This is a genomic window from Bradyrhizobium sp. AZCC 1719, from assembly GCF_036924525.1.
Taxonomy (GTDB): domain Bacteria; phylum Pseudomonadota; class Alphaproteobacteria; order Rhizobiales; family Xanthobacteraceae; genus Bradyrhizobium.
The window spans coordinates 323,756-347,427 of the sequence record NZ_JAZHRU010000001.1 but is presented as its reverse complement, the minus strand read 5'-3'; the positions used below and the strand labels follow the sequence as shown (position 1 = coordinate 347,427).

Annotated in this window: 21 protein-coding genes; 13 read left to right on the top strand and 8 right to left on the bottom strand. The window is 63.1% G+C overall.

The genetic code is table 11. The annotated features are described in order from the left end of the window. Positions 1–53: 53 nt before the first annotated feature. A complete protein-coding gene (locus tag V1292_RS01690) occupies positions 54–1,490 on the top strand; it encodes an NAD-dependent succinate-semialdehyde dehydrogenase (protein WP_334370027.1) in 1,437 nt (478 codons plus the stop codon). Between the two features lie 73 nt (positions 1,491–1,563). On the opposite strand, the gene V1292_RS01685 is transcribed toward V1292_RS01690, so the two are convergent. After that, entirely contained in the window at positions 1,564–3,276 is a 1,713-nt protein-coding gene (locus V1292_RS01685) for a protein kinase domain-containing protein (protein ID WP_334370026.1), read from the bottom strand. A gap of 34 nt (positions 3,277–3,310) precedes the next feature. Next, positions 3,311–4,570 (bottom strand): MFS transporter, encoded by a 1,260-nt coding sequence (locus V1292_RS01680; RefSeq protein ID WP_334370025.1) that lies wholly within the window; start codon positions 4,568–4,570, stop codon positions 3,311–3,313. Between the two features lie 651 nt (positions 4,571–5,221). Here V1292_RS01680 and nirB point away from each other — a divergent pair. From nirB to V1292_RS01665, 3 genes are read left to right on the top strand one after another with little or no spacing between them, the layout of a single operon-like run. Continuing rightward, positions 5,222–7,681: a nitrite reductase large subunit NirB gene (nirB, locus tag V1292_RS01675; protein WP_334370024.1), complete on the top strand. Its 2,460-nt coding sequence runs from the start codon at positions 5,222–5,224 to the stop codon at positions 7,679–7,681. Further along, on the top strand, positions 7,678–8,013 hold the full coding sequence (gene nirD / locus V1292_RS01670; protein WP_334370023.1) for a nitrite reductase small subunit NirD: 336 nt from the start codon (positions 7,678–7,680) through the stop codon (positions 8,011–8,013). Before nirB ends, nirD begins: the two co-directional genes overlap by 4 nt. Before the next feature lie 12 nt (positions 8,014–8,025). Then, entirely contained in the window at positions 8,026–10,683 is a 2,658-nt protein-coding gene (locus V1292_RS01665) for a nitrate reductase (RefSeq protein ID WP_334370022.1), read from the top strand. An 18-nt stretch (positions 10,684–10,701) separates the two neighbouring features. Here V1292_RS01665 and V1292_RS01660 read toward each other — a convergent pair whose 3' ends face one another. The 3 genes from V1292_RS01660 to V1292_RS01650 all read right to left on the bottom strand — a co-directional run bounded on the left by V1292_RS01660 (position 10,702) and on the right by V1292_RS01650 (position 13,660). Further along, complete coding sequence (locus tag V1292_RS01660) at positions 10,702–11,568, bottom strand: hypothetical protein (protein WP_334370021.1); 867 nt, start codon at positions 11,566–11,568, stop codon at positions 10,702–10,704. Positions 11,569–11,846: 278 nt separating this feature from the next. Beyond that, on the bottom strand, positions 11,847–13,025 hold the full coding sequence (nhaA, locus tag V1292_RS01655; RefSeq protein WP_334370020.1) for a Na+/H+ antiporter NhaA: 1,179 nt from the start codon (positions 13,023–13,025) through the stop codon (positions 11,847–11,849). After that, positions 13,022–13,660: a TetR/AcrR family transcriptional regulator gene (locus V1292_RS01650; RefSeq protein WP_334367310.1), complete on the bottom strand. Its 639-nt coding sequence runs from the start codon at positions 13,658–13,660 to the stop codon at positions 13,022–13,024. Before V1292_RS01650 ends, nhaA begins: the two co-directional genes overlap by 4 nt. 155 nt (positions 13,661–13,815) lie before the next feature. On the opposite strand from V1292_RS01650, the gene V1292_RS01645 reads away from it, so the two are divergent. Next, the gene (locus V1292_RS01645; RefSeq protein WP_334370019.1) at positions 13,816–14,025 is read left to right on the top strand and encodes a ferredoxin; all 210 of its coding nucleotides are present in this window, start codon (positions 13,816–13,818) and stop codon (positions 14,023–14,025) included. Positions 14,026–14,089: 64 nt separating this feature from the next. After that, entirely contained in the window at positions 14,090–15,310 is a 1,221-nt protein-coding gene (locus tag V1292_RS01640; protein ID WP_334370018.1) for a cytochrome P450, read from the top strand. A 146-nt stretch (positions 15,311–15,456) separates the two neighbouring features. On the opposite strand, the gene V1292_RS01635 is transcribed toward V1292_RS01640, so the two are convergent. Both V1292_RS01635 and V1292_RS01630 read right to left on the bottom strand, forming a co-directional pair. Continuing rightward, entirely contained in the window at positions 15,457–16,425 is a 969-nt protein-coding gene (locus tag V1292_RS01635) for a Bug family tripartite tricarboxylate transporter substrate binding protein (RefSeq protein ID WP_334370017.1), read from the bottom strand. Positions 16,426–16,519: 94 nt separating this feature from the next. Next, a complete protein-coding gene (locus V1292_RS01630) occupies positions 16,520–17,557 on the bottom strand; it encodes a LacI family DNA-binding transcriptional regulator (protein ID WP_334370016.1) in 1,038 nt (345 codons plus the stop codon). 211 nt (positions 17,558–17,768) lie between these two features. Between V1292_RS01630 and V1292_RS01625 the strand changes: the two genes are divergently transcribed. From V1292_RS01625 to V1292_RS01595, 7 genes are all read left to right on the top strand, one after another. After that, the gene (locus V1292_RS01625; RefSeq protein WP_334370015.1) at positions 17,769–18,566 is read left to right on the top strand and encodes an SDR family NAD(P)-dependent oxidoreductase; all 798 of its coding nucleotides are present in this window, start codon (positions 17,769–17,771) and stop codon (positions 18,564–18,566) included. A gap of 54 nt (positions 18,567–18,620) precedes the next feature. Continuing rightward, entirely contained in the window at positions 18,621–19,154 is a 534-nt protein-coding gene (locus V1292_RS01620) for a VOC family protein (protein ID WP_334370014.1), read from the top strand. A 94-nt stretch (positions 19,155–19,248) separates the two neighbouring features. Beyond that, positions 19,249–19,809: a carboxymuconolactone decarboxylase family protein gene (locus tag V1292_RS01615; protein ID WP_334370013.1), complete on the top strand. Its 561-nt coding sequence runs from the start codon at positions 19,249–19,251 to the stop codon at positions 19,807–19,809. 63 nt (positions 19,810–19,872) lie between these two features. Beyond that, a complete protein-coding gene (locus V1292_RS01610; RefSeq protein WP_334370012.1) occupies positions 19,873–20,298 on the top strand; it encodes a DOPA 4,5-dioxygenase family protein in 426 nt (141 codons plus the stop codon). Positions 20,299–20,487: 189 nt separating this feature from the next. Next, positions 20,488–21,489, top strand: coding sequence for a DUF2778 domain-containing protein (locus tag V1292_RS01605; RefSeq protein WP_334370011.1), 1,002 nt, complete (start codon positions 20,488–20,490; stop codon positions 21,487–21,489). Next, a complete protein-coding gene (locus V1292_RS01600; protein ID WP_334370010.1) occupies positions 21,486–21,755 on the top strand; it encodes a hypothetical protein in 270 nt (89 codons plus the stop codon). The genes V1292_RS01605 and V1292_RS01600 overlap by 4 nt, the downstream gene beginning before the upstream one ends. A 111-nt stretch (positions 21,756–21,866) precedes the next feature. Further along, positions 21,867–22,475: a nuclear transport factor 2 family protein gene (locus tag V1292_RS01595; protein WP_334370009.1), complete on the top strand. Its 609-nt coding sequence runs from the start codon at positions 21,867–21,869 to the stop codon at positions 22,473–22,475. A gap of 132 nt (positions 22,476–22,607) precedes the next feature. On the opposite strand, the gene V1292_RS01590 is transcribed toward V1292_RS01595, so the two are convergent. Continuing rightward, a complete protein-coding gene (locus V1292_RS01590; protein WP_334370008.1) occupies positions 22,608–23,648 on the bottom strand; it encodes a 5-methyltetrahydropteroyltriglutamate--homocysteine methyltransferase in 1,041 nt (346 codons plus the stop codon). Positions 23,649–23,672 lie beyond the last annotated feature (24 nt).

Sequence of the window (23,672 nt, the reverse complement as noted above, 5' to 3'; positions counted from 1 at the left end):
GATTTCCGCCGCGCGCGCCATTTGGCGACTAATAAGCTCAGGGAGAAAGTCTCGTGGCATATTCGAATACCCAACTCTTCATCAACGGCAAATGGCGTCCGAGCCAGTCGGGCAGGACTATCGCCGTGCTCAACCCGGCGACCGAAGAGACGATCGGCACCGTTGCGCACGCCGACCGTGCCGATCTTGACGACGCGCTGGAAGCCGCCGCCAGGGGCTTTAAGGTCTGGCGCACGGTGGCGCCGTTCGACCGCTGCAAGATCATGCGCAAGGCGGCCGCAATCATGCGCGAGCGCAATGACGAGATCGCGCCGCTGTTGACGATGGAGCAGGGCAAGACGCTGGCCGAGGCGAAGATCGAAGCGATGGCGGCGGCCGACATCATCGAGTGGTTCGCCGAGGAAGCCAAGCGCGCTTATGGAAGGGTGATCCCGGCCCGTGGTCCCGGCATTTACCAGATCGCAGTCAAGGAGCCGGTTGGCCCGGTTGCGGCCTTTTCGCCCTGGAATTTCCCAATCAACCAGGTCGTTCGCAAGCTCTCCGCGGCTCTCGCAGCCGGCTGCTCCATTATCGTCAAAGCGCCCGAGGAAACCCCGGCATCTCCGGCGCAACTGATCAAGGCGTTCGCTGACGCGGGCGTGCCCGATGGCGTCATCAACCTGGTCTTCGGCGTGCCGTCAGAGATTTCGGAATATCTCATTCCGCATCCGGTGATCCGCAAGATTTCCTTCACCGGCTCGACCACCGTGGGCAAGCAGCTCTCGGCCTTGGCGGGCCTGCACATGAAGCGCGCCACCATGGAGCTGGGCGGCCACGCGCCGGCCATCGTATTCAAGGACGCGGACGTCACGTCGGCGGCGAAGATTCTGGCGGCAGCAAAGTACCGCAATGCCGGCCAGGTCTGCATCTCGCCGACGCGCATGCTGGTGCAGGACGACGTGTTCCGTGAATTCGTCGACAAGTTCGTCGAAGGTGCCAAGTCGATGAAGGTCGGCAATGGTCTCGATCCCGACTCGAAGATGGGGTCGCTCGCCAATCCGCGCCGCGTCACCGCCATCGAGGGCATGGTGCAGGATGCGGTCGGCAAGGGCGCCAAGCTCGAGACCGGGGGGCACCGCGTCGGCAACAAGGGCTACTTCTTCGAGCCGACGGTCGTCAGCGACGTGCCGAAGGACGCGCGTGCCATGAACGAGGAGCCGTTCGGGCCGCTGGCGCTGATCTCGCGGTTCTCGACCTTCGACGAGGTGGCCGAGGAGGCCAACCGCTTGCCGTTCGGTCTCGCGTCCTACGCCTTCACCAGCTCGACCAAGACGGCGACCGCGATCGGCGCGGCGATCGAAGCCGGCATGGTCTCGATCAACAGTTTTGGTCTGGCCCTGCCCGAAGTGCCGTTCGGCGGCGTCAAGGATTCCGGCTACGGCTCGGAAGGCGGCACCGAGGCCATGGAGGCTTATTTCAATACCAAGTTCATCACCCAGACCGGGGTGTGAACCCGACTGGCGAAGCCAGCCCGGTCTGCTTCGCTCACGTGCCGTAGCCCGACGCCCCACCCGGAGCGTCGGGCTAATTTTTTACTATCCACGCAAGCAGCAGGATGACGAGCACGATCAGGCCCGCCGACAGGCTCTTCCAGAACACCAGCGGATCGCGCTCGTAGAGCGAGCGCCGTGATGTGACGGCGGGCTTTGCCCACATCGCGCCGTTCTCGAGCTCGTGCGAGAATTCGATGACGTCGCCATAGCGTTGTGCACGATCGACGCTGAGCGCCTTGCCGACCACCGCGTCCAGCCAGGCCGGCAGGTCGGGGCGATAGCGCGAGAGGTAGGTTGGCTTGCCGAAGCGAGGCCGCGAGAACGGTTCGATTTCGCCGTAGGGATAGGCGGCAGTGAACATCCGGTACACAGTGACGCCGAGTGCATAGAGATCGGAAAACTCGTCGCCGGGCCGCCCGCCGAACAACTCCGGCGCCATATAGCTCGGCGTGCCCGGAATATCCTCGGCCGGGAAGTCCTCGAGCAACGGCACCCGCGCGACGCCAAGGTCGACCAGCCGCAATCCGCCGGCCTTCAACAGGATCACGTTGTCGGGCTTGATGTCGCGATGGATGATGCCGGCGCGGTGCAGGGTGGCAACCGCGCGCGCCAGCTTGGTCGCGATGCCGATGCCTTCGGCCAGCGAAAGCTGCGGCGAACGATTGAGGCGCTGTTCCAGCGTCTCGCCCTCGTAGAGCGGCATCACCGAATAGAGACGGGACTGCCGTTCGGCGGGCAGTTCGATGATCTCGCCGATCCACAGGCTTCGCACGCGCGCCGCGACCCACGCTTCGCGGACGAAGGCGAGGCGATAGGAGCCCTCACTGGCCACGCGCGGATGCGGAAACTTCAGCACGACTTCGCGGCCCTGCCGCTTGTCGATGGCCTTGAACAGCCGGCTGTAGCGGCCGTCCGACAATATTTCGCCGAGCGTGAAATCGTCGACCAGGTCGCCCGTCTCGGGCAAATCCAGGATCGGAAGCGTCGCGATCGAGTGGGTGAGCTCGTCCCGGTCGGCGGGCGGCAGGTCGACGACATCGAGCACCAGTGCGGTCATATTGTCGGTGGAGCCGGCATCCAGCGCCGCGTCGACGAGCGCGCGGGCGGATTCTTCCGGCGAAGCGCGCTCGCTTAACAATAGCTGCAGCCGGTGATCGGCGAGTACGCCATGAACGCCGTCGCTGCAGATCAGCAGCCTGTCGTGCTGCCGCAATCCGACGGTCGCGTAGTCGAAGCGGGCAAAATCCTCGAAGCCGATGGCGCGGTTGAGCAGGTGAGCGAGATCGCCGCGTCCGGCGATGTGGTCGGTGGTCAACCGCTCCAGGCGTCCCTCGCTCAGGCGATAGGCGCGGGTGTCCCCGATGTGAATGATGTGGCAAAGCCGCCGCGACAGGATGATCGACGAGAAGGCGCAACTCATGCCGCTGAGCCGAGGATCGGTGCGGCCTTGCGTATAGATCCAGCTATTGGCGGCTTCCAGCGAGCGCGACGCCCGGCGGCGCACGCCGAGCGTCTCGGGGAGAGAATAATAAGCGTCGATGAAGCAACGAACCGCAAGCTCGGCGGCTTCGCGTCCGCCCTTGTGTCCGCCGACACCGTCGGCGACGGCGGCGACGATGTCGCGATTGCTTACGCCGGACCGGCCGAGGCAGGTCCCGACATAATCCTCGTTAGCGGAGCGCTTGCCGGTCTCGCTGACGAAGCCGACGCGAACCCCGAGATCTCGTTGCGAACCGATCGTCACCCAGCGCGGCCTGTCAAGTTAGCAGCGCGCGTCGTCAGACCCGCGCTCCCGATGCGGCGCCCCATGTGGTGCGCCAGCGCACCTTGACCATGGCAAGTCCGAGGAAACCAAGCAACGCCAGCAGGCCGAAAAACAGGAAGCCTGCGCCAAATCCGCCGGTCATTCCCTTGGCGATGCCGAGGGCCTTGGCAAGGAAGAAACCGCCGATGCCGCCGGCGCAACCCACCATGCCGGTCATCAGGCCGATCTCCTGCCGGAAGCGAAGTGGAATGAGCTGGAACACGGCGCCGTTGCCCATGCCGAGCGCGAGCACTCCGATGGAGAACAGCAGCACCGACATCCAGGCGATCCGCGGCATTTCGGTGAGCGCCCAACCCGCAGCCGCTGGCGCGGCCGGCCCCTCCGGCATGAAGGCGATGACGAGATACGCCGCCACGACGACGCCAAAGAACATCGACAGCGAGCGGATGCCGCCGATGCGGTCGGCGATCATGCCACCGACCGGGCGGAAACCCGAACCGAAAGCGACGATCAAGGAAACCAGCAGACCTGCCGCGACGCCTGATACGTGATATTGCACGGTGAAATACAGCGGCAACGCGTTGGCCAGTCCGACGAAGCCGCCGAAGGTGATGAAGTAGAAGAACATGAACCAGCGGCTGTCGGGATCGCGCAGCAACGTGCCATAAGCCTTCAGCGAGATCGGTTTCCGCTCTCCGGGCGCGTCCTTGGCGGCATAGGCGTAGTAGGCGAGGATCAGCACCATCGGAACGAGCAGCACGCCGAACACGGCCTGCCAGCCCCACAGCTCAGCAATCGTCGGCGCGAACATCGTGTCGAGCACGACACCCATATTGCCGGCACCCGCGATCCCCATCACCACGCCCTGATATTGCGGCGGATACCAGCGGCTCGCCTGCGGCAGTGCCACCGCGAACGAGGCGCCGCCGATGCCGAGCGCGAGACCGAAGATTTCGACCGACAGCTTGCTCGGGAGTCCGAAATAGCAAACCCAGGACGTCGCGGCGATGACGACGAGTTGCGCGACAATTCCGGTCCGCTTGGCGCCGAACAGATCGGCGAGTATGCCCATCGGCACCCGCAGCAGCGCGCCGGCCAGAACCGGGATGGCGACGAGTGTGAACTTCTCGTCGACGGCCAGGTTCATGTCATGCACGATGTAGACGATCAACGGACCAAGCGCGACCCAAGCCATGAAGCTTATGTCGAAATAGAGAAAGGCGGCGAGCAGCGTGGGCCAATGGCCGGCCTTCTTGAATTCAGCAAACTTCATCGAGCAGCCTCGAACAGCGGCGTGTGATACCGTGCGGGCCGCGCGGTATCTCGGCACAAAGAGACGGAATTTGGGAAGCGAGTCGGCTCGTCGTTGAGACGCACTCTAGGTCTCAACGTCAGCAATTCACGTGCCAGACAAACAAGCGCGCCACTTAGCGTGTATTTGCAGTACCTTGCCAGGTGCGCCTAAACCGCCGCGAATGCGGCCGCTGCTCCGTTTGTTGGCAAAACCAGCCGCTCGAACGTGCAGTGTGGTGTTTTATTATGCTGTGCGAAGTATTAACGGAAAAGCTCTCCTCAAAGCCGCCCTGTAGGTGCCGTGCTATTTCCACGGGCACATTGCCATCGAGTCACCGTGAAGTATTCGGGTTGTGCACAATGGATAGCCCTTACGGGTGATTTTTTGGGCATCCATGCACGCGCAAGTGCAGCCAATTAGCGATTTACCGGCTGAAGCCGTGTGTTGCGCCCGAAGAACTACGGGCGCGGCGTTGGCACGTCTCTTGAATACATGAGATATCGATCGTCATAGTCGACGATACTCTGCCCGCCGATGGGCGCTCCTCAATCATCAATAGTTCTCGCCAATCGACGATGCAGAGTTGCGTCGCCGAGCGGGGCCATCGGAACCTGAATTAGAAGGCAGAGCATGCTCGACAAAGTGAACAAGCCGAAGTTGGTGGTGATCGGCAACGGCATGGCCGGCATCCGCACGGTGGAATTGCTGCTGGACCGTGCGCCCCATCTCTATGACATCACCGTGTTCGGCTCCGAGCCATACGGCAACTACAACCGAATTCTGCTGTCGCCCGTGCTTGCCGGCGAGAAGACCGTCGACGACATCATGCTCAACACGGAGCAGTGGTACGAGGACAACGGAATTACGCTGCGCAAGGGCGAAATGATCGAGATGATCGATCGGCGTACCTGCGAAGTCGTGACGAGAGAGGGCGCGCGGGTACCCTACGATCGCCTGCTGATCGCCACCGGCTCGAACCCGATCATGTTGCCGCTTCCGGGCAAGGATCTCCGGGGCGTCATCGGCTTTCGCGATATCCAGGACGTCGAGCACATGGTCCAAGCCTCGACGAGCTTCAAGAATGCCGTCGTGATCGGCGGCGGTCTGCTCGGTCTCGAGGCGGCCAACGGCCTGATGAAGCGCGGCATGAACGTCACCGTCGTGCACCTGCTCGACACGCTGATGGAGCGCCAGCTCGATCAGGTCGCGGGGGGATTGCTGCGCAAGTCGCTGGAAGAGCGCGGCATGGTGTTCAAGATGCCGGCGCAAACGGAGGCGATTCTCGGCGAGGATCGCGTAACCGGTGTGCGCTTCGCCGACGGCGAGGAGATCCCTGCGGATCTGGTCGTGATGGCGGTCGGCATCCGCCCGAATGTCGAGCTGGCGCGCAAGGCAGGCCTCTATTGCGAACGCGGCATCGTGGTCTCCGACACCATGCAGACCTACGACGGGCGAATCTACGCCGTCGGCGAATGCGTGCAGCACCGGCGCCAGACCTACGGGCTCGTGGCTCCCTTGTTCGACCAGGCCAAGGTCTGCGCCAACCACCTCGCTATGAAGGGTTTCGCCACCTATGACGGGTCGGTGGTTTCGACCAAGCTGAAAGTGACCGGGATCGACCTGTTCTCCGCCGGCGACTTCGCGCCGGGTGCGGACAAGGAAGAGATCGTCATGCAGGACGCCTCCCGCGGCGTCTACAAGCGCATCATCCTGCGCGACAAGAAGATCGTCGGCGCCGTGCTCTATGGCGATACCATCGACGGCCCGTGGTACTTCCAGCATCTGCGCGACGGCACTGACGTTTCGCAGATGCGCGAGCGACTGGTGTTCGGCGCCGCCAATCTCGGCGACGGCGGCCATAGCGGCAAGAACTCGGTCGCCGCCATGAGCGATGATACGGAAATCTGTGGATGCAACGGCGTCTGCAAGGGGACGATCGTCAAGGCAATCAGCGAAAAGAAACTCTTCACGATCGACGACGTGCGCGCCCACACCAAGGCATCGTCGTCGTGCGGCTCCTGTACCGGCCTGGTCGAGCAGGTTCTCGCTTTCACGCTCGGCGGCGACTATTCGGCGGCGCCGAAGGTCAAGCCGATGTGCGCGTGCACCGATCACAGCCACGATGACGCGCGCCGCGTGATCGTCGAGAATGGATTGAAGACGATCCCCGATGTCATGAAGTTCATGGACTGGAAGACGCCGAACGGGTGCCACTCCTGCCGTCCTGCCCTGAACTATTATCTGCTCGCCACCTGGCCCGGCGAGTATCGTGACGATCAGCAGTCGCGCTATATCAACGAGCGCGTTCACGCCAATATCCAGAAGGACGGAACGTACTCTGTCGTGCCGCGGATGTGGGGCGGCGTAACGACGCCGGATGAATTGCGCGCTATCGCCGACGTCGCGGACAAGTTCAAGATTCCGACCGTCAAGGTGACCGGCGGACAGCGCATCGATCTTCTCGGCGTGAAGAAGGAGGACCTGCCCGCGGTCTGGGCCGATCTCAATGATGCAGGCATGGTATCGGGCCATGCCTATGCCAAGGGATTGCGCACGGTGAAGACCTGTGTCGGATCGGAATGGTGCCGTTTCGGCACGCAGGATTCGACCGGTCTCGGCATCAAGCTCGAAAAGTTCATGTGGGGCTCGTGGACGCCGGCCAAGGTGAAACTCGCGGTTTCCGGCTGTCCGCGCAACTGCGCGGAAGCGACCTGCAAGGACGTCGGCGTGGTCTGCGTCGATTCCGGATTCGAGATCCATTTCGCCGGCGCTGCCGGTCTTCACATCAAGGGAACCGAGTTCCTGGCCAAGGCCGCGACGGAGGAGGAGACGCTCGAAATCATCGCCGCGCTGACGCAGCTCTATCGCGAACAGGGCTGGTATCTGGAGCGCATGTACAAGTGGTGCGATCGGGTCGGCCTCGATGCGATCCGCAAGCAGGTGGTCGACGACGTCGCCAACCGCAAGGCGCTGTTCAGCCGCTTCGCCTATTCGCAGCAATTCTCGCAGAGCGATCCCTGGGCGGCGCGCGCCCAGCGCGGCGTCGACCGTAACGAATTCACCCCGCTGGCGGAGCTCGAACTCGCATGACCAAATGGATCGAAATCGGGGCGCTGAACGATATTCCCGTTCTCGGCTCGCGCGTGGTGAGGACGGCCTCCGGAGACATTGCGGTGTTCCGGACCAGCGAGGACGAGGTGTTCGCACTCGACGACCGCTGTCCGCACAAGGGCGGACCGTTGTCGCAAGGCATCGTCCACAACAAGCGGGTCACGTGTCCGCTGCACAATTTCGTCATCGAACTCAAGAGCGGCATGGCGGTCGCGCCCGACGAGGGGTGCACGCGCGCGCATCCGACCAAGGTGGAGAACGGCATGGTCTGGCTTAGCGTCCAAACGGCAGCGGTTGTGCCCGCCGAGTGAGGTTGATCGCCCGTGGCAGTGAAGACAACCTGTCCGTATTGCGGGGTCGGCTGCGGCGTTGTCGCTGACAGGGGTCCTGCCGGCGCCGTGACCGTCCGGGGCGATCCGCTTCATCCCGCCAATTTCGGGCGGCTGTGCGCGAAAGGCTCGGCGCTCGCCGAGACCATTGGCCTCGAGGGGCGGCTGCTCGCCCCTGTGGTCAACGGGCAGGAAACGAGCTGGGATACGGCGCTCGACCATGTCGCGGAGGGATTTGGCAGAATCATCCGCGAGCATGGACCGGATTCGATCGCGTTCTATGTCTCCGGCCAGATTCTCACCGAGGACTATTACGTCATCAACAAGCTCGCCAAGGGCTTCATCGGCACTGCGAACATCGACACCAACTCGCGGCTGTGCATGGCCTCGAGCGTGGCAGGCCACAAGCGTGCGTTCGGCAGCGACACCGTTCCGGGCTGCTATGAGGATCTCGAAACCGCCGATCTCCTGGTCCTCGTCGGCTCCAATGCCGCCTGGTGCCATCCGATCCTCTACCAGCGCATGGTGGCCGCCAAGGCCAGCAATCCCGCGTGCCGCATCGTCGTGATCGACCCGCGGCGGACCGCGACATGCGACGGCGCCGATCTGCACCTGCCGCTTCGCTCGGGCAGCGACTCCGTGCTGTTCAACGGGTTGCTCGCGCATCTTGCATCGCGCAACGCCATCGATCGCGCATTCGTGGATGGCTTCACCACCGGCGCCGAAGCCGCGCTGCGGCAGGTCGCCGGCCAGACGGTCGCACAGACGGCCGACATCTGCGGGCTGGGCGAGGGCGCAGTGGCGTTGTTCTTCGACTGGTTTGCCAAAACCGAGCGGGTCGTCACGCTCTATTCGCAAGGCATCAACCAGTCGAGCAGCGGCGTCGACAAGGTCAACTCGATCATCAACTGTCATTTGTTGACCGGCCGGATCGGGCGGCCCGGTATGGGGCCGTTCTCGCTGACCGGACAACCCAACGCCATGGGCGGCCGGGAAGTCGGCGGGCTGGCCAACCAGCTTGCCGCCCATATGGAGATCGAGAACCCGCAGCACCGCGATATCGTCCAGCGGTTCTGGCAATCGCCTGTGATCGCAGACAAGCAGGGCCTCAAGGCCATCGATATGTTCGATGCGATCGCCGATCGGCGCATCAAGGCGGTCTGGATCATGTCCACCAATCCGCTGGTCAGCCTGCCGGATGCCGATCGCGTGCGCCGCGCGCTCGAGGCATGCGAGCTCGTTGTCGTGTCCGATTGCATGCGGCATACCGACACCACGCGTCATGCTCACGTGTTGCTGCCGGCGCTCACCTGGGGCGAAAAGGACGGCACCGTCACCAACTCCGAACGCCGCATTTCCCGGCAGCGACCGTTCCTGCCGGCGCCCGGCGCCGCAAGGGCCGATTGGCGGACCGTCTGCGATGTCGCCCGGCGCATGGGCTTTTCGGGGTTCGACTATCCGGGCGCTGCGGCGATCTTCCGCGAGCACGCCGGGCTTTCGAGTTTCGAGAATAACGGGACGCGCGATTTCGATCTGTCCGCCCTGAATACGCTCGACGACCGCGCTTACGATGCGCTTACTCCGATCCAATGGCCTGTGACGCGGGAATATCCGACCGGCACGCCGCGGATGTTCGAAACGAGCGAATTCTTCACTACCGACCGCAAAGCCCGTTTCGTGCCGGTGACGCCGCGCGCAGCCGTCAACGCGACCAGCCGCGACTATCCGCTGGTGCTCAATACCGGACGGGTCCGCGATCAATGGCACACCATGACGCGGACCGGGAAATCGCCGCGGCTACTGGCACACATCTTCGAGCCCTGTGCGGAATTCCACCCCGACGATGCACGCGCAGCCGGCGTCGAGAATGGCGGGCTCGCGCGGCTGAGCAGCCCGTGGGGCGAGATGGTGGCGCGCGTCGTCGTCACCGCCGAGCAGCGGCGCGGCTGCGTGTTCGTGCCGATGCACTGGAACGGCGAGTATGCCGGCGACGGTCGGGTCAACGCGCTGGTCAATCCGGCGACCGATCCGATCTCCGGACAGCCAGAGTCCAAGCACACGCCGGTCAAGGCAGCCGCTTACTTGCCGAAATGGCATGCCTTCATCCTCAGCCGCCGGGAGATCGAGCGTCCTGCCGCGGGTTACTGGGTCGGCGGGCTTTCAGGGACCTGCTGGCGGATGGAGTTGGCCTTCGACGAGCGGCCGTCGAGCTGGCGCGATTGGGCGCGGGCGCAACTCCGCGTCGGGCACGACATCGAGTGGATCGCCTATCGCGATCCGAAGGTTGGCCGCTTCCGCTACGCCGCTGTTCGCGACGGCCGGCTGGAGGGTTGCGTGTTCATCGCACCCGATCACAGGCTGGTTTCGCGGTCGTGGCTCTCCGGCCTGTTCGCGGAACAGGAATTGTCGCCGAGTGCGCGGATGTCGCTGCTGACGGGCCAGCCGCTCGATACAGGCGACGACATCGGGCCCATCGTCTGCTCATGCTTCGGTGTCGGGCAGCATCAGATATCCGCCGAAATCCATAAAGGTGCGGCCAGCGTCGATGACGTCGGCCGGCGCCTGAAGGCCGGCACCAATTGCGGCGCCTGCAAGCCAGAGATCGGGAAGCTATTGCGCGGCGCGGCCGTGCGCGACCCGCATCCGGCATGAAACCGGCCGCACCCGTCGCTAATTCTTGATCGCGTAGAGCGGCGTTCGCAGCGTTAGCTGGTACGATGGCTTCGGTGTCCAGGCGATCTGCGCGGTGATGCCGAACAGCCGATTGTCGTTGTCGTCCATGCGGTCGAGGTCGAACCGCACGATCGGCTGCGTGAATGCGGGAAATGGCGTCAGGTTCAGAAGCTGCGCACCGCCAAAGGATTGCACGCCGAAGCGGCCGGTGAGCTTCCAGTTGTTGTCCCACTGATAGTAGCCGCCGACATAGCCCATGATATCGGGGCTGACGCGGGCGAGGGGAGTATCGACCAGGGCTCTGGTGTACTGCGCGCCGGCGAGCAGCCCGCGCGTCTCATCCGCGTTCAGCGCGTAGTCCGCCTCGAGGATGGTGTTGTAGGTCGTCGTGGCCAGTGGCGCGTCCGAGATCGACCGCGTCGCGTTGGACTGGATGGTGATGGTCGGGAACATTCCGCCGTTCTGCTGATAGATGTCGGCCTGGAATCCGACGGTAAAGGCATAGACCGAGAACGTCGACCAGGGATCGGTGCCTGCCTGCGAAGTGGCTCCGCTGACGCCGCCATAGACCGAGAGCTGATCATTGACATCGACGGTCAAGGGCAGGTCGACCGAAAGGCTTTGGCTGGACGGCGAAGTCCGGGTTCGGAGCGAGGAAAGGTTCGCCAGCCTTGATAACAAGGGAGGCGTGCTGAATCCGATCGAGAGCGAACCGGCGGGCAGCGTCGAGTAGATGGTTCTCATGTCGAGATAGAAGTTCGGCAGGGCCGGCTTGGTTGTTGCCGCATCTTCTTCATCGTCGTCTTGGTCTTTTCCGAGGGCCAGACCTGAAAGGCAGAACGACACCAGCACGCCGAGAGCCACGCTTCTGACAGATCGCGCCGAGGCGAACCTCAGAGGCCGAGGTGCAGCGGGTTTGGTAAAATTCGTGCTCAATCGACGCCGCCTTTCGCCGGCCAAGATGACCATTTGGCCGCGGCGAATACAAGCAGTGGCCAGTGCGCGAGCGTCGATCTCGCAGCAGGTGTGGCGCGTTTGCGCCGTGTGGACAAGTTGACCTGGGTCAAGGGATTCCGGCGGCCGTGGCTCAGAAAAAGACAGCAGATCAGGAATTGTGACGGGTTCGTTGGATGTTTCCGTCATCACTTTCCGTTGGACTTCCCGATGGCGAAGAACATCAGCGCGGCCGCGATGCCGGACAGCACAGACGCCAGGAGAACGCCGAGGCGGACCTGCGCGAGGACGATTTCGTCGTCGAACGCGAGCGTTCCGATGAAGAGGCTCATGGTGAAACCGATGCCGGTCAGGATGGCGGTGGCATAGAATTTCGTCGTCGTGGCCCCGTCCGGCATGGCAGCAAGGCCCAGCCTGACGGCAAGCAGCGAAGCGCCGAAGACACCGATCTGCTTGCCGATGAACAGCCCTGCAATGATCCCAAGTGGTATCGGCCCTGTCAGCTTTTCCAAAGTCAGCCCGTGAAACGATACGCCTGCATTGGCGAAGGCAAAGAGCGGCACGATGACGAAACTGACCCACGGCTTGAGTGCATGTTCGGTGTCCTCGAGCAGGCTGTGGCCATTGTGCCGGGTGAGCGGCATCGCTAAGCCGACGGCGACACCGGCAAGGGTCGCATGCACGCCGGATTTGAGCACGCAGACCCAGGTGAAAAGGCCGGCGATCAGATAGAATGCGGGCCTTCGCACATCGAGCAGGTTGAGAACCACGAGCGCAGCGATGCCGAGTGCGCCGAGCCCCAGCGCCAGAACCGAAAGGTCGGCAGCATAGAACATCGCGATGACGACTATAGCCATGAGGTCGTCGATGATCGCAAGCGCCAACAGGAAAGTCTTCAGCGAAGCCGGCACCCTGCGTCCCAGCATGGCGCAGACGCCGAGCGCAAAGGCAATGTCGGTGGCTGCCGGTATGGCCCAGCCGCGTAACGCCTCGGCATCGCCCCAGTTGACCGCGGCAAAAATGGCGGCCGGCGTGACAAATCCGCCGAACGCGGCGATCACGGGCAATGCCGCTTTCTTCGGGCTCGCCAGCGCACCCTCGATCGCCTCGCGTTTGATCTCGAGGCCGACCAGCAGAAAGAACACCGCCATCAAGCCGTCGTTGATCCAGTGTTCGAGCGTCTTGCTCAGTCCGATCGATCCGATTCGTACCTCGCCGGTCGTGTGCAACAGCGCCTGATACTGCGGCCCGAGCGGCGAGTTAGCGACGATGAGCGCTGCGGCTGCGGCGATGCCAAGCGCGATGCCGCCATAAAGGTCGGTATTGTCGGCAGTGTGAGGCGTGGCCGTCGGAGCTTTGGCCGTCATGAACCAGCCTTGCCGGCCTTCTCGATGGCAACGGACAGCGCGAGCTTGGTTTCCGCCACGATGTCCTCGACCAATTCTTCCCGGCTGACATGGGCAGCCTGACCGGTGAGTAATCCCTGCTCAGCGAGCATGACCACGCCATGTAGCGAGGCCCAGACCTTCAGAGCGCTCCGCTCGCGCAACAGTTCTACAGCGGGCGCCTCCAGCGCCTCCACCAGGAGCTCGAAGGTCTCCATTGCTGCACTATGCAGCTCGCTGCCTTTCGGCGCGCAAGCCATGGTTCGAGACGCGAACATCAGGCGATAGATGCCGTTGCGCCGCAGGCCGAAATCAAGCGTGAGCTGCGCGAAGCGCGACAGCTTGGACTGCTTCGACGGCTTTTCAAGCGCCGCACGCATCATGGCGCTGAACTGGCGGAACGCTTCGGCCGTCACAGCCGTCAGCAGCGTCTCGCGATCGGCAAAATGCTTGTAGGGCGCCGGCTGCGAGACGCCGAGTTTCTTGGCCAGTGCGCTGATGCTGATCGCCTCGGGACCGCCCAGTTCCACTTCATGCAACGCGGCTTGAACCAGGGCATCACGAAGATCCCCATGGTGGTAGGCATTCAGCGCTTTACGTGCGGGTCGAGGCGACATTCAGTTCCATGATCTATAACTTTTGCCTTGACAGCACAACGGCAACGCGAATGTAATATGATATAACTTCGCGGTAGACCGGCGAGTTTGAGCCGCCGTGCCGATAGAAAAATACGCGCGGAAAATAAGCGCGCTGCAAAAGGGGAAACGCTGCGATGGCCGGAAAGCTGAATATCCGCGTCGACCAGGACAAATGTCAGGGCCACGCGCGCTGCAAATCACTGGCACCGGAACTGTTCGAGCTCGACGAATTCGGCAACGCGCACGAAGTCGGCGACGGCTCCGTGCCTGCGGGCCTGGAAGACAAGGCCTGGCTTGCTCAGAGCAACTGTCCCGAGATCGCGATCGAGGTGACCGAGGAATAGCCCGGTCCCAAAACCGATTTAGCCCCATCTGGATCTGAACGAACCAAACAGAGGATTTGCTCCGATGTCCGATTCCGCCAGCATCATGCCCGAGCATCCGCCAGTCACCGACTGGATCAACGATTTCGACCATACCGACCCGGTGTGGACGGAAGATCCGTTTCCGATCTGGGAAGAGCTGCGTGCCGCTTCGCCGATCGTTCACACCGAGCGCTTTCTCGGCTGCTACATGCCGACCACCTACCAGGCGGTGAAAGAAATCGCCTACGACACCGAGCACTTTTCTTCCCGACGCGTGATCGTGCGCGACGTTCGCCCGGAGATCACGGCCCGCGCGCCGCCGATCACCTCAGACCCGCCCGAGCACAAGCCGGCCAAGCAAATTCTGCTGCCGCCCTTCACCCCGGATGCGATGAAGAAGCTGGAGCCGCGGGTCCGCGCGATCTGCAACGAACTGATCGACGAGTTCATTGCCGACGGCAAATGCGACGCCGCCGCCCGCTACACCAAGCACATTCCGGTCCGCGCCATCGCGCACATGCTCGGGATTCCCGAGAAGGACGGCGACCTCTTCATCAAATGGATTCACGGCATCCTTGAACTCGGCATCAAGGACGACAACGCGCTGATGGAGGCGGTGAAGGAGATGACCGGCTATTTCGCCGGCCATATCGAGCAGCGCAGGAAGAATCCGGCCGACGATCTGATCTCGACCTTGATGAAGGCAAGGGACAAGGACGGAAACCCGCTCACGGACGAACATGTGCTGGGTTCGCTGCGGCTGCTGTTGATCGCCGGCATCGACACCACCTGGAGCGCGATCGGGTCCTCGCTGTGGCATTTGGCGAAAACACCCGCGGACCGCGAGCGCTTGGTCAATGAGCCGGAGCTGATGCCGCTCGCAGTTGAGGAATTGCTGCGCGCCTACTCACCGGTGACGATGGCACGTGAGGTGATGAAGGAGACGACGGTCAGTGGCTGCCCCGTCAAGCCCGGCAACATGGTGCTGCTGTCGTTCCCGGCCGCCAACCGCGATCCCGCCATGTTCCCCGATGCCGACAAGGTGGTCATCGACCGCAAGGAGAACCGCCACGCCGCGTTCGGCCTCGGCATTCATCGCTGCGTCGGCTCCAACCTCGCCCGCATGGAAATGACGGTTGCGATCGAGGAATGGCTGAAACGGATTCCTGATTTCAGGCTCGATCCGGCCGGCAAGGTCACATGGTCGGAAGGCACCGTCCGAGGCCCGCGTCAGTTGCCCCTGCTGTTCGGGAAGGCGAGCTGAGTGCTCGAGGACGGGCATCGTGTCCCGGACGCAGCGCGGCACGAAGTGCTGCGCTGCTGAGCCGGGACCCGTTCCTGCGCATTGAGATGGGTCCCGGCTCTGCGGCGCCGAACAGGCGCTGCACCCGCGTCCGGGACATCGTTCCGCTACTTGGCCTCGATCTTCGCATCGCTGGCGACCTTCTTCCAGGCTTCGATGTCGCGGACGTTGATGTCGCGCTGCTGGTCTCCTGCGATGAACTCCGCCGTGATGCCGAGCGCCAGCAGCTTTTCGGTGATGTCAGCTTCGGCCAGCGATTCCTTCAACGCGACGGAAATCTTCTGCGTGATCGGAGCGGGCAGACCCGCGGGCGCGTACATCACCCAGGACAGGCTCCGTTCGAAATCGACGCCTTGCTCCTTATAGCTCGCAACCTCCGGCAGGCTCGGCGACCGGCCCCCGCATACCGCAAGCGCCTTCAGCTTTCCGTCCTTCACCAGCGGCGTTCCGGTCGCCATATCGACCAGCCCCACCGAGATGTGACCGCCCATCAGGTCGTTTGCAAGCTTCGCTGCACCGCTGAACGGGACATGTTGCAGGCGGACGCTGGCTTTCTGAGAAAGGATTTCACCGCAGAAATGTCCGGTCGAGCCGACGCCCCAGCTTCCATACTGGATCGGCTCGCTCTTCTTCGATAGCTCGGCCAGCCCGCGCAGGTCGCTGGCGGGAAAATCCTTCGTCGCAATGAGCAGGATGGATGACGTTCCGATACGGCCGATGGTTGTGAAATCCTTGATCGGATCATAGGGCAGGTTCGGATAGACTGCCGGCGCGAGCACGTGGGTGGTCATGCCGCCGATCGTGATGGTGTAACCGTCGGGTGGAGAGCTTGCCGCCTGTTGCGCGCCGATCGTTCCGGCTGCGCCGATTCGGTTTTCGACGTAGATGGTTTGGCCGAGCCGTTTGCCCATCCGGTCGGCAAGCAGCCGGCCAAGCACGTCGCCGCCACCACCGGCCCCGAACGGCAACAGCATCTTGATCTTCTTGGTGGGATAGTCGGCCGCGTCCTCGGCATGGACCGAAACTGCCGCTGACGCAAGCGCAAGCAGCGAAAGCATGACCGCGCGTAACTTCATTTACTCACTCCCTGGGTTTCCCGTTTGCTTTTTTGTTTTGGTCGTTCGTCGCCGGGCATCGTTTGCCGGGCGTGGAAATGGGCGGGGTTCGCAATCAGGGCGCGCAAGGCTTGGCGCCGGAATGTCGAAGGATGAATCGTGTCGGTAGATAGACCGGCCGGGCCTTCCGCGCTTCGCCGCCGCCGCGAATCCGATCGAGCAGGATGTTGGCGGCGACCCGGCCCATCTGGTCCAGATCCCAGGTCAGCGCCGAGATCCCCGGCGTTGCATGCCGCGCGAGATCAGTGTCGCCGATGCACACCAGCGACACATCGTCGGGATAGCGCAGGCCGCTACTGGAGAGCGCATCCATCACGCCGGCCAGCATGTGCGTGCCAAGCGTAATGATCGCGGTCGGCCGGTTCGGGTCCCGCAGCAATTGACAGACGTCGCTGAACGCAATGCTGGACCCTTGCGTCTGCGGCCGGATCAGGTCGGGGTCGACCTTGAGCTTGGCTTCGGCATGGGCCTGACGATAGCCGGCAAGGCGCTCCGAACTCGGCAGCAACGCGGCGCGTCCGGTGAGAAGTGCGATGCGGCGGTGGCCGAGCCCGATGAGATACCGCGTGATCTCGAGGCCGCCGCCGCGATGGTCCGCGCGCACCGAGGGGACGCCGGGTACCTCGCGGTCGATCGCCACGCAGGGCAGGTCCAGATTTGCCAGCGCGCCGGTGAACTCCGTATGGGCGTTGTCGCCGGCGAACAACAGCAACCCGTCCATCCGTCGCCTTCGTACCGCTGATACGAACGCCGTCTCGCGGTCCTCCTCGTGCCGGGTCGCGGCCAGCATCAGCACGTAGCCAGCACGCTGCAATTCCTCCTCCGCGCCATTAATCATCTCGCTGTAGAGCGGGTTGGAGAGGTCGGAGACCATGCAGCCGATCGTCTTGCTCTCGCGCGACCGCAAGGCCTGCGCCGCCGAATGCGGCTCGAAGCGCAGGCGGTTCACCGCCCGCATGATCCGGGCATGCAGTTCCGGGCTGGTATGCGGCTCGCCGTTCAAGACGCGGCTGACACTGCTGACCGACACGCCGGCCTGGGCCGCAACGTCACGAATTGTGGGCCGTGCAGGCTGGGCCTGGCGCAACGACATTGCAGGACTCCCTTGAGCGTCACCGTTCGGACGAAGGCCGCGGAAATCTAACGTGTTCTGGAAACGATATATAAGGTATTTTACCTGAAAACATCCTTATTGCGATTCAGTATCGTCTAGGATATGGGAACGTTTCCAAAGCGAACCACTGTGCTCCGGGCGATAACAAAGCGGCTGAACAGCCGATCACAACGAGGAAGCGAACCCAGCGATGACGCGGCGTGTCGAAGGAAAAGTCGTTCTGGTGACCGGCGCCGCCAACGGCATTGGGCGAAGCGCAGTCCTGTTGCTGGCGCGCGAGGGCGCCAGGATCGTCGCAACCGATCTGCAAGACGAGAAGGGCGAGAGCCTGCAGCGCGAATTGCGCGCCGGTGGATGCGAGTGCGCGTATTACCATCACGATGTGACGCGTGAGGAAGACTGGCAGTCGGTCGTGACCGAGACCCGGGCCAAATTCGGCAGGCTTGATGTTCTCGTCAACAATGCCGGGATCGGCCTGTCGGGTTCGGTCGTCGACATGGCGTTTGCCGACTGGAAGCGACAGGTGGCCGTCAACCTCGACGGCGTCTTCCTCGGCGTAAAATATTCGCTCCCGCTGATGCGGGCAGGCGGGGGCGGCAGCATCATCAACGTTTCCTCGATTGCGGGAATCAAGGCGTCAGCGAACGTCTCCGGTTATTGCGCGACCAAGGGCGGCGTGCGGCTGTTCACGAAATCGGTCGCGCTGGAGTGCGCAGCCGCCAAGGACGGCGTACGCGTCAACTCGCTGCACCCCGGCATCACCGAAACCGCGATCTGGGACACGCTGATCGGCACGGTCGAAGACGGCTCGGATGGCGGACGGGAGCGCGGGCCGACGCTGGACAAGCTCACCGAACGTGCCGTGCCGCTCGGCTACAAGGCCGCGCCGGAAGATATCGCCAACGGCATTCTGTGGCTTGCCAGCGACGAGAGCCGCTACGTTACCGGCACGGAACTTGTGATCGATGGCGGCCGGTCGATCGGCTGAACGGCGGGACAAATAGAAACTAGGGGCGGAGAGAGGCAGCAGACGGAGGTCGTGATGAGCCGTATCTTTGGTGCAGTCTGCCAGAACGGATATGTGGTGCGAGATATCCGCGCCGCCATGGATCATTGGGTCAATGTGATGGGCGTCGGGCCCTGGTACTACATCGACAGGGTCAAGACCGATTACTTCCGCCACCGCGGCCAGGACTCCGCCATGGAGATGAGCGTGGCGCTCGCCAATTCCGGCGATCTCCAGATCGAGCTGATCCAGCAGCGCAACGACGCGCCCTCGATGTACAAGGAGTTTCTCGATTCCGGCTGCGAGGGCTTGCAGCACATCTCGTACTGGACCCGCGAATATCAGGCCCTCTACGACCGCGCACTGTCACTTGGCCATAAAGTGGGACACGAGGGCCAGATCGGCGGCGAAAAAGGCCGCTTCGCCTATTTCGATACCCAAGCCCATCCCGGCACCGTGGTGGAGATTTCAGACATCAGCGGAAGCAAGGGAAGTTTCTTCGAGCACATCCGCCGGGTTGCCGCCGATTGGGACGGCTCCGATCCGATCCGCGAAGTCGGTGGCCGCTGAGCGATGCGCGATTCGGCAACTATGAAGTAAGTTACGACCAAAGCGCGGAAGCGGCCGCAACGGCAATAAGAACAGCAAGCGCAAGGAGAGGCGAATGGCCAGACTTCCCCTGATCGATCCGGCGGCAACCAGCGGCGACGTGCGCGCGTCCTTCGATCGGATGCCGGTCGTATTGAACATCTTTCGGATGATGGCGCATGCCGAGGCCAATTTCATTCCGGCGATGCGATTCGCCAATTCGATCCTGCACCGCCAGAAGCTCAGCCACGTCAATCGTGAGTTGCTGATTCTTCAAGTCGCGCAATGGGAGCACGGCGAATATGAGTGGCGGCAGCATGTTCCGATCGCGCTCGGCGTCGGCGTGACCCAGCGGCAGATCGACTGCATCGAACAGGGCAAATACGAGGACGCCGCCTTCAATGCCGCCGAAAAGGCGCTGCTGGCGTTCGGCCGCGAAGTGATCGAGAACGTGCGCGTCGCTGAACCGGTCTTTGCCACCATGCGCAAGCATTTCAGCGAGCAGGAGATCGTCGAATCGATCCTCGCGATCGGCTTCTACATGACGATGGCGCGGCTGACGGAAGCGACCGAGGTTGATCTCGACCCCGCCGCTGGTATGGCGGTCTTTGAGGGTGGCCAGAAGCGAACGGGCTGACATTGACCCCGCCCCCGGTTGCAGCGATCATCAGCCGGTCCAACGATAGCGTGGAGCACAGGGATGACGAGTGAGCCCGGTTCGAGCGGTCCGCGACCACTAGGCGAAATCGCCAGCTATCACGCCCACATCTACTACGATCCGGCGACCACGCGGGCCGAGGCCGAGCAACTGCGTACGTGGATCGGCGAGCGCTTCTCGGTCACGCTCGGACGGTGGCACGACGTCAAGGTCGGCCCGCACGATCAGGCCATGTACCAGGTCGCCTTTGCCCGCGAGGTATTTTCTGAGCTGGTCCCTTGGCTGATGCTCAACCATGGCAAATTGAGCGTCCTGGTCCATCCGAATACGACCAATCCGCGGCGGGACCATCTGGTCGATCCGATCTGGATCGGACCGGCGCTGGCCGTACATGGCGACAAGCTGCCAGAGCACGCCGAGATGGAAGAGGCGCCGGCACCGAATACCAATCCAATTCTCCGGCCTTGAGCCGCGGCTCCGCCGGTCGAAAACCCCGGCCCGTTTACCAATACAAGGCTTGAACCTGTGAATTCGGCCGGTCATGATAGCCGTGAGCGCCTGTCTCGATTATGCCTTACTTTGGTTTGCATTATGGTGGGACTTATTCGGTGAATCCCTTAGGAATCATTCGATTCCGAAGCGCCGATCCGGGGACGAATGGATAGAGCCAAGACCAGCGCAGCCGGGCTTGCGTCAAGCCGCGGTAGCCGATTGCTCCGTGAGATGGCATTCGGCACGGCGGCGCTCGCCATGGCATTGGGGTTGGCCGCCTGGGTGACCGATTTCGACGTGGTCGGCTTGGTCAAGCCCGCATCCGCGAATGTCGCCAGCACATCCTCATTCGACGAGCGCTTCGGCCCCGCCTCGGTGCGGCGTTCGCTGACCATCAACTATCCCTGGCGTGCCGCCGCCCGCCCGCAGCGCGCGGACTTCGATGCGGAGTTCGCCTACATCGAAATCCTGTTGGGCGGGCAATCGCGCGAGGAGCAGCCGCGTGAGGAGAACGTGCAGCCTCCGCCGCCGGCTCCGACAGTCGAAGCGGCCATCCCGCTCCCGAGGTCCCGGCCGGTCCTGGCCAACCTTCAGTCGGCGAGAAGCGATCCGCAGCCGGTCTCGTCCGACAACCGCACCATGTTCGAGAAGCTTGCCGATCTGGTGCCGATGCGCTTCTCGCTAGCCTCGTTGACGCCGGGGGATGGGCTGCTCAGCGAGCGCAAGGATCTGGCGGCGCTAGGCTATGACAGTCAGACCGCCGTCTATGACATTTCGGCCCGCGCCGTTTACCTGCCGGGCGGCACCAAGCTCGAGGCACACTCAGGCCTGGGCAGCCTGATGGACAATCCGGCACATGTCGACCAGCGCATGGTCGGCGCGACCCCGCCGAACGTTTACGATTTGAAGCCGCGCGAGAAACTGTTTCACGGTGTCGCGGCGCTGCGCATGACCCCGATTGGCGAAAACGAAATGCACGGGCGAACGGGCCTGCTCGTGCACAGCTACCTGCTCGGGCCCAACGGTGATTCTAACGGCTGCGTCTCGATCAAGGACTACGACAGGTTCCTGCAGGCCTACCGGAACGGCGAGGTCAAGCGGCTCGTTGTCGTGCCGAGTCTGCGCGAAGGCCTCACCGCGTCGCGGCGTTCGCCATCTCCGTCATGACCGCAGTTGCGGGCGATGCCGCCGATTCCGACACCCCGCTGCGGGCGGTCTTCAAGATCAACTTGAACGGCAAGACGGTGTCGATCGCCACCGTCGGCCAGGCCTATCGCTTCATCACCAATCTCTCATCGATCGAATGGATCGAATTCCGCGCGCTGCATGCCGAGGCCGTGCAAGCACTGCAGGGCGCCGCTGATAATGCGATGCTGACCGTACAGGCGACCAACGCTTTGCGTGCGCTGTTCGTCCGCGCGAAGCTGTTGTGAAGGCGCCGAGCCGCCAGCCAACGCCTTTGTTTACCCGGCTTGTCAGTGGATGCCCACGGCGGGTATGTCTCATGGACGCTCGAGAAGATATGTCCCAAGGGAAACGCCCGCATGCCCGCAAGTGACGCCGAGATTGAAGACAATCGCCTGATCCGGGAATTGCTGCAGAACTGGGCGATCTGGCGCGATGCCGGCGACTGGGAGCGTTTCCGCACGGTCTGGCATCCGGACGGCCGCATGATGGCGACCTGGACGCAGGGCACCGGCGACGAGTTCATCGAAATCAGCAAGCAGGCCTGGGCCAAGGGCGTCAGCATCCTGCATTTCCTCGGCGGCATCTCGGTCGATTTAGCGGGAAATCGCGCGGTCGCGCAGACCAAGATGACGATCTCGCAGCGCGACGAGGTCGAAGGCGTGCTGTGCGATGTGCTCTGCACCGGGAGATTCTACGATTTTCTCGAAAAGCGGGATGGACGCTGGGGCATCGTGCTGCGCCAGCCGATCTATGAGAAGGATCGCATGGACCCCGTCACGCCGGGTACGGCGCCGGTGCTGGACAAGGCTCTCCTCGAGCAATTCCCGCCGGGCTACCGCCATCTCGCCTATCTGCAGACCCGCATCGGCTACACGGTGAAGCGCGACATGCCGGGCCTGAAAGGGCCCGAAGTCGAGGCTTTATATGCGCGCGGCGCGGCGTGGCTGAAAGGTAGTTCGATATAGGTTGACGATCTCGCCGCTCGGGGACCCAGCGCACCGCAGGCCCATACACAAATCTCGAAAACAACCCCATGCAAAGTAGATAGGCAACCGTTCCGAGCAATTTTGTCGGCCTGATCGATCGGGTGCCCGAACCTAGCTGATCTCCTTGCGCACCGTCGCTGCCGCCTCGCACATCGCCTTCAGTTTCCCAAACGCGACATGGCGCGGCATGTACTTCATGCCGCAGTCGGGCGCGATGACCAGCCGGTCGGCGTCGACGTGCTTGAGGCCGTTGCGGATGCGGCCGGCCACCACATCGGCAGATTCGATCTCGGGATTGCCGAGGTCGAGCACGCCAAGCATGATCTTCTTCGACGATAAATCCTTGAGCACGCCGAGATCGAGCTTCGGCTGCGCCGCCTCGATCGAAATCTGCTCGGCACTGGTGTCGGCAAGTTCAGCAAGGAAGGAGTAGCCGGCCGGCTTGGTCGAGCCGGGGACGACCGCGGCATAGCCGAAGCACAGATGCACCACGGTCGGCACGGTGATGCCTTGCAGGGCGCGGTTGATCGCCTTGACGGCGTAGCGGCGGGCAAGGTCCGGGTTGTTGCGCACCCAGGGCTCGTCGAGCTGGATCACGTCAGCGCCGGCGTTCTGCAAATCGAGCGCTTCGCCGTTGACGGCTTCGGCAAATGCCATCGCGAGCTCTTCATCGTCCTTGTAGTACTCGTTCTTCGCCTGCTGGCTCATCGTGAACGGTCCGGGCAGGGTGATCTTGGCCGCGCGATCGGTATTCTGGCGCAGAAATTCCATGTCGTGCAGCTCGACCGGGCCGCGGCGTTTTACCGGACCGACCACACGCGGCACCGGCGTTTCGTGTCCGCTGCGCGAGGTGATCATCGCCGGATTTTCGTCATCGATGCCGTCAAGCGCGGTGGCGAAGCGATTGGAATAGCTCTCGCGGCGGATTTCGCCGTCGGTCACAATGTCGATGCCGGCGCGCTCCATGTCCCTGATCGCAACGATGGTGGCGTCGTCCTGCGCTTCTTCCAGGTGCTCCGCAGGCAGCCGCCACATCGCGTGCAGGCGGGTGCGCGGCACCACCTTTGACAACATCGCGCGATCGACCAGCCATTCCGGCTGCGGGTAGCTGCCGACGACGGTGGTCGGCAGCAGATGTTTCGGCAGGTTCATTATTGTCTCCGTGCTCTTGTTATT

Bases quoted from the DNA above. Each gene is read 5' to 3' on its own strand.
- V1292_RS01680 (WP_334370025.1), bottom strand. From the start codon at position 4,570: ATGAAGTTTGCTGAATTCAAGAAGGCCGGCCATTGGCCCACGCTGCTC.
- nirB (WP_334370024.1), top strand. From the start codon at position 5,222: ATGCTCGACAAAGTGAACAAGCCGAAGTTGGTGGTGATCGGCAACGGC.
- nirD (WP_334370023.1), top strand. From the start codon at position 7,678: ATGACCAAATGGATCGAAATCGGGGCGCTGAACGATATTCCCGTTCTC.
- nhaA (WP_334370020.1), bottom strand. From the start codon at position 13,025: ATGACGGCCAAAGCTCCGACGGCCACGCCTCACACTGCCGACAATACC.
- V1292_RS01650 (WP_334367310.1), bottom strand. From the start codon at position 13,660: ATGTCGCCTCGACCCGCACGTAAAGCGCTGAATGCCTACCACCATGGG.
- V1292_RS01645 (WP_334370019.1), top strand. From the start codon at position 13,816: ATGGCCGGAAAGCTGAATATCCGCGTCGACCAGGACAAATGTCAGGGC.
- V1292_RS01640 (WP_334370018.1), top strand. From the start codon at position 14,090: ATGTCCGATTCCGCCAGCATCATGCCCGAGCATCCGCCAGTCACCGAC.
- V1292_RS01635 (WP_334370017.1), bottom strand. From the start codon at position 16,425: ATGAAGTTACGCGCGGTCATGCTTTCGCTGCTTGCGCTTGCGTCAGCG.
- V1292_RS01630 (WP_334370016.1), bottom strand. From the start codon at position 17,557: ATGTCGTTGCGCCAGGCCCAGCCTGCACGGCCCACAATTCGTGACGTT.
- V1292_RS01625 (WP_334370015.1), top strand. From the start codon at position 17,769: ATGACGCGGCGTGTCGAAGGAAAAGTCGTTCTGGTGACCGGCGCCGCC.
- V1292_RS01620 (WP_334370014.1), top strand. From the start codon at position 18,621: ATGAGCCGTATCTTTGGTGCAGTCTGCCAGAACGGATATGTGGTGCGA.
- V1292_RS01615 (WP_334370013.1), top strand. From the start codon at position 19,249: ATGGCCAGACTTCCCCTGATCGATCCGGCGGCAACCAGCGGCGACGTG.
- V1292_RS01610 (WP_334370012.1), top strand. From the start codon at position 19,873: ATGACGAGTGAGCCCGGTTCGAGCGGTCCGCGACCACTAGGCGAAATC.
- V1292_RS01605 (WP_334370011.1), top strand. From the start codon at position 20,488: ATGGATAGAGCCAAGACCAGCGCAGCCGGGCTTGCGTCAAGCCGCGGT.
- V1292_RS01600 (WP_334370010.1), top strand. From the start codon at position 21,486: ATGACCGCAGTTGCGGGCGATGCCGCCGATTCCGACACCCCGCTGCGG.
- V1292_RS01595 (WP_334370009.1), top strand. From the start codon at position 21,867: ATGCCCGCAAGTGACGCCGAGATTGAAGACAATCGCCTGATCCGGGAA.
- V1292_RS01590 (WP_334370008.1), bottom strand. From the start codon at position 23,648: ATGAACCTGCCGAAACATCTGCTGCCGACCACCGTCGTCGGCAGCTAC.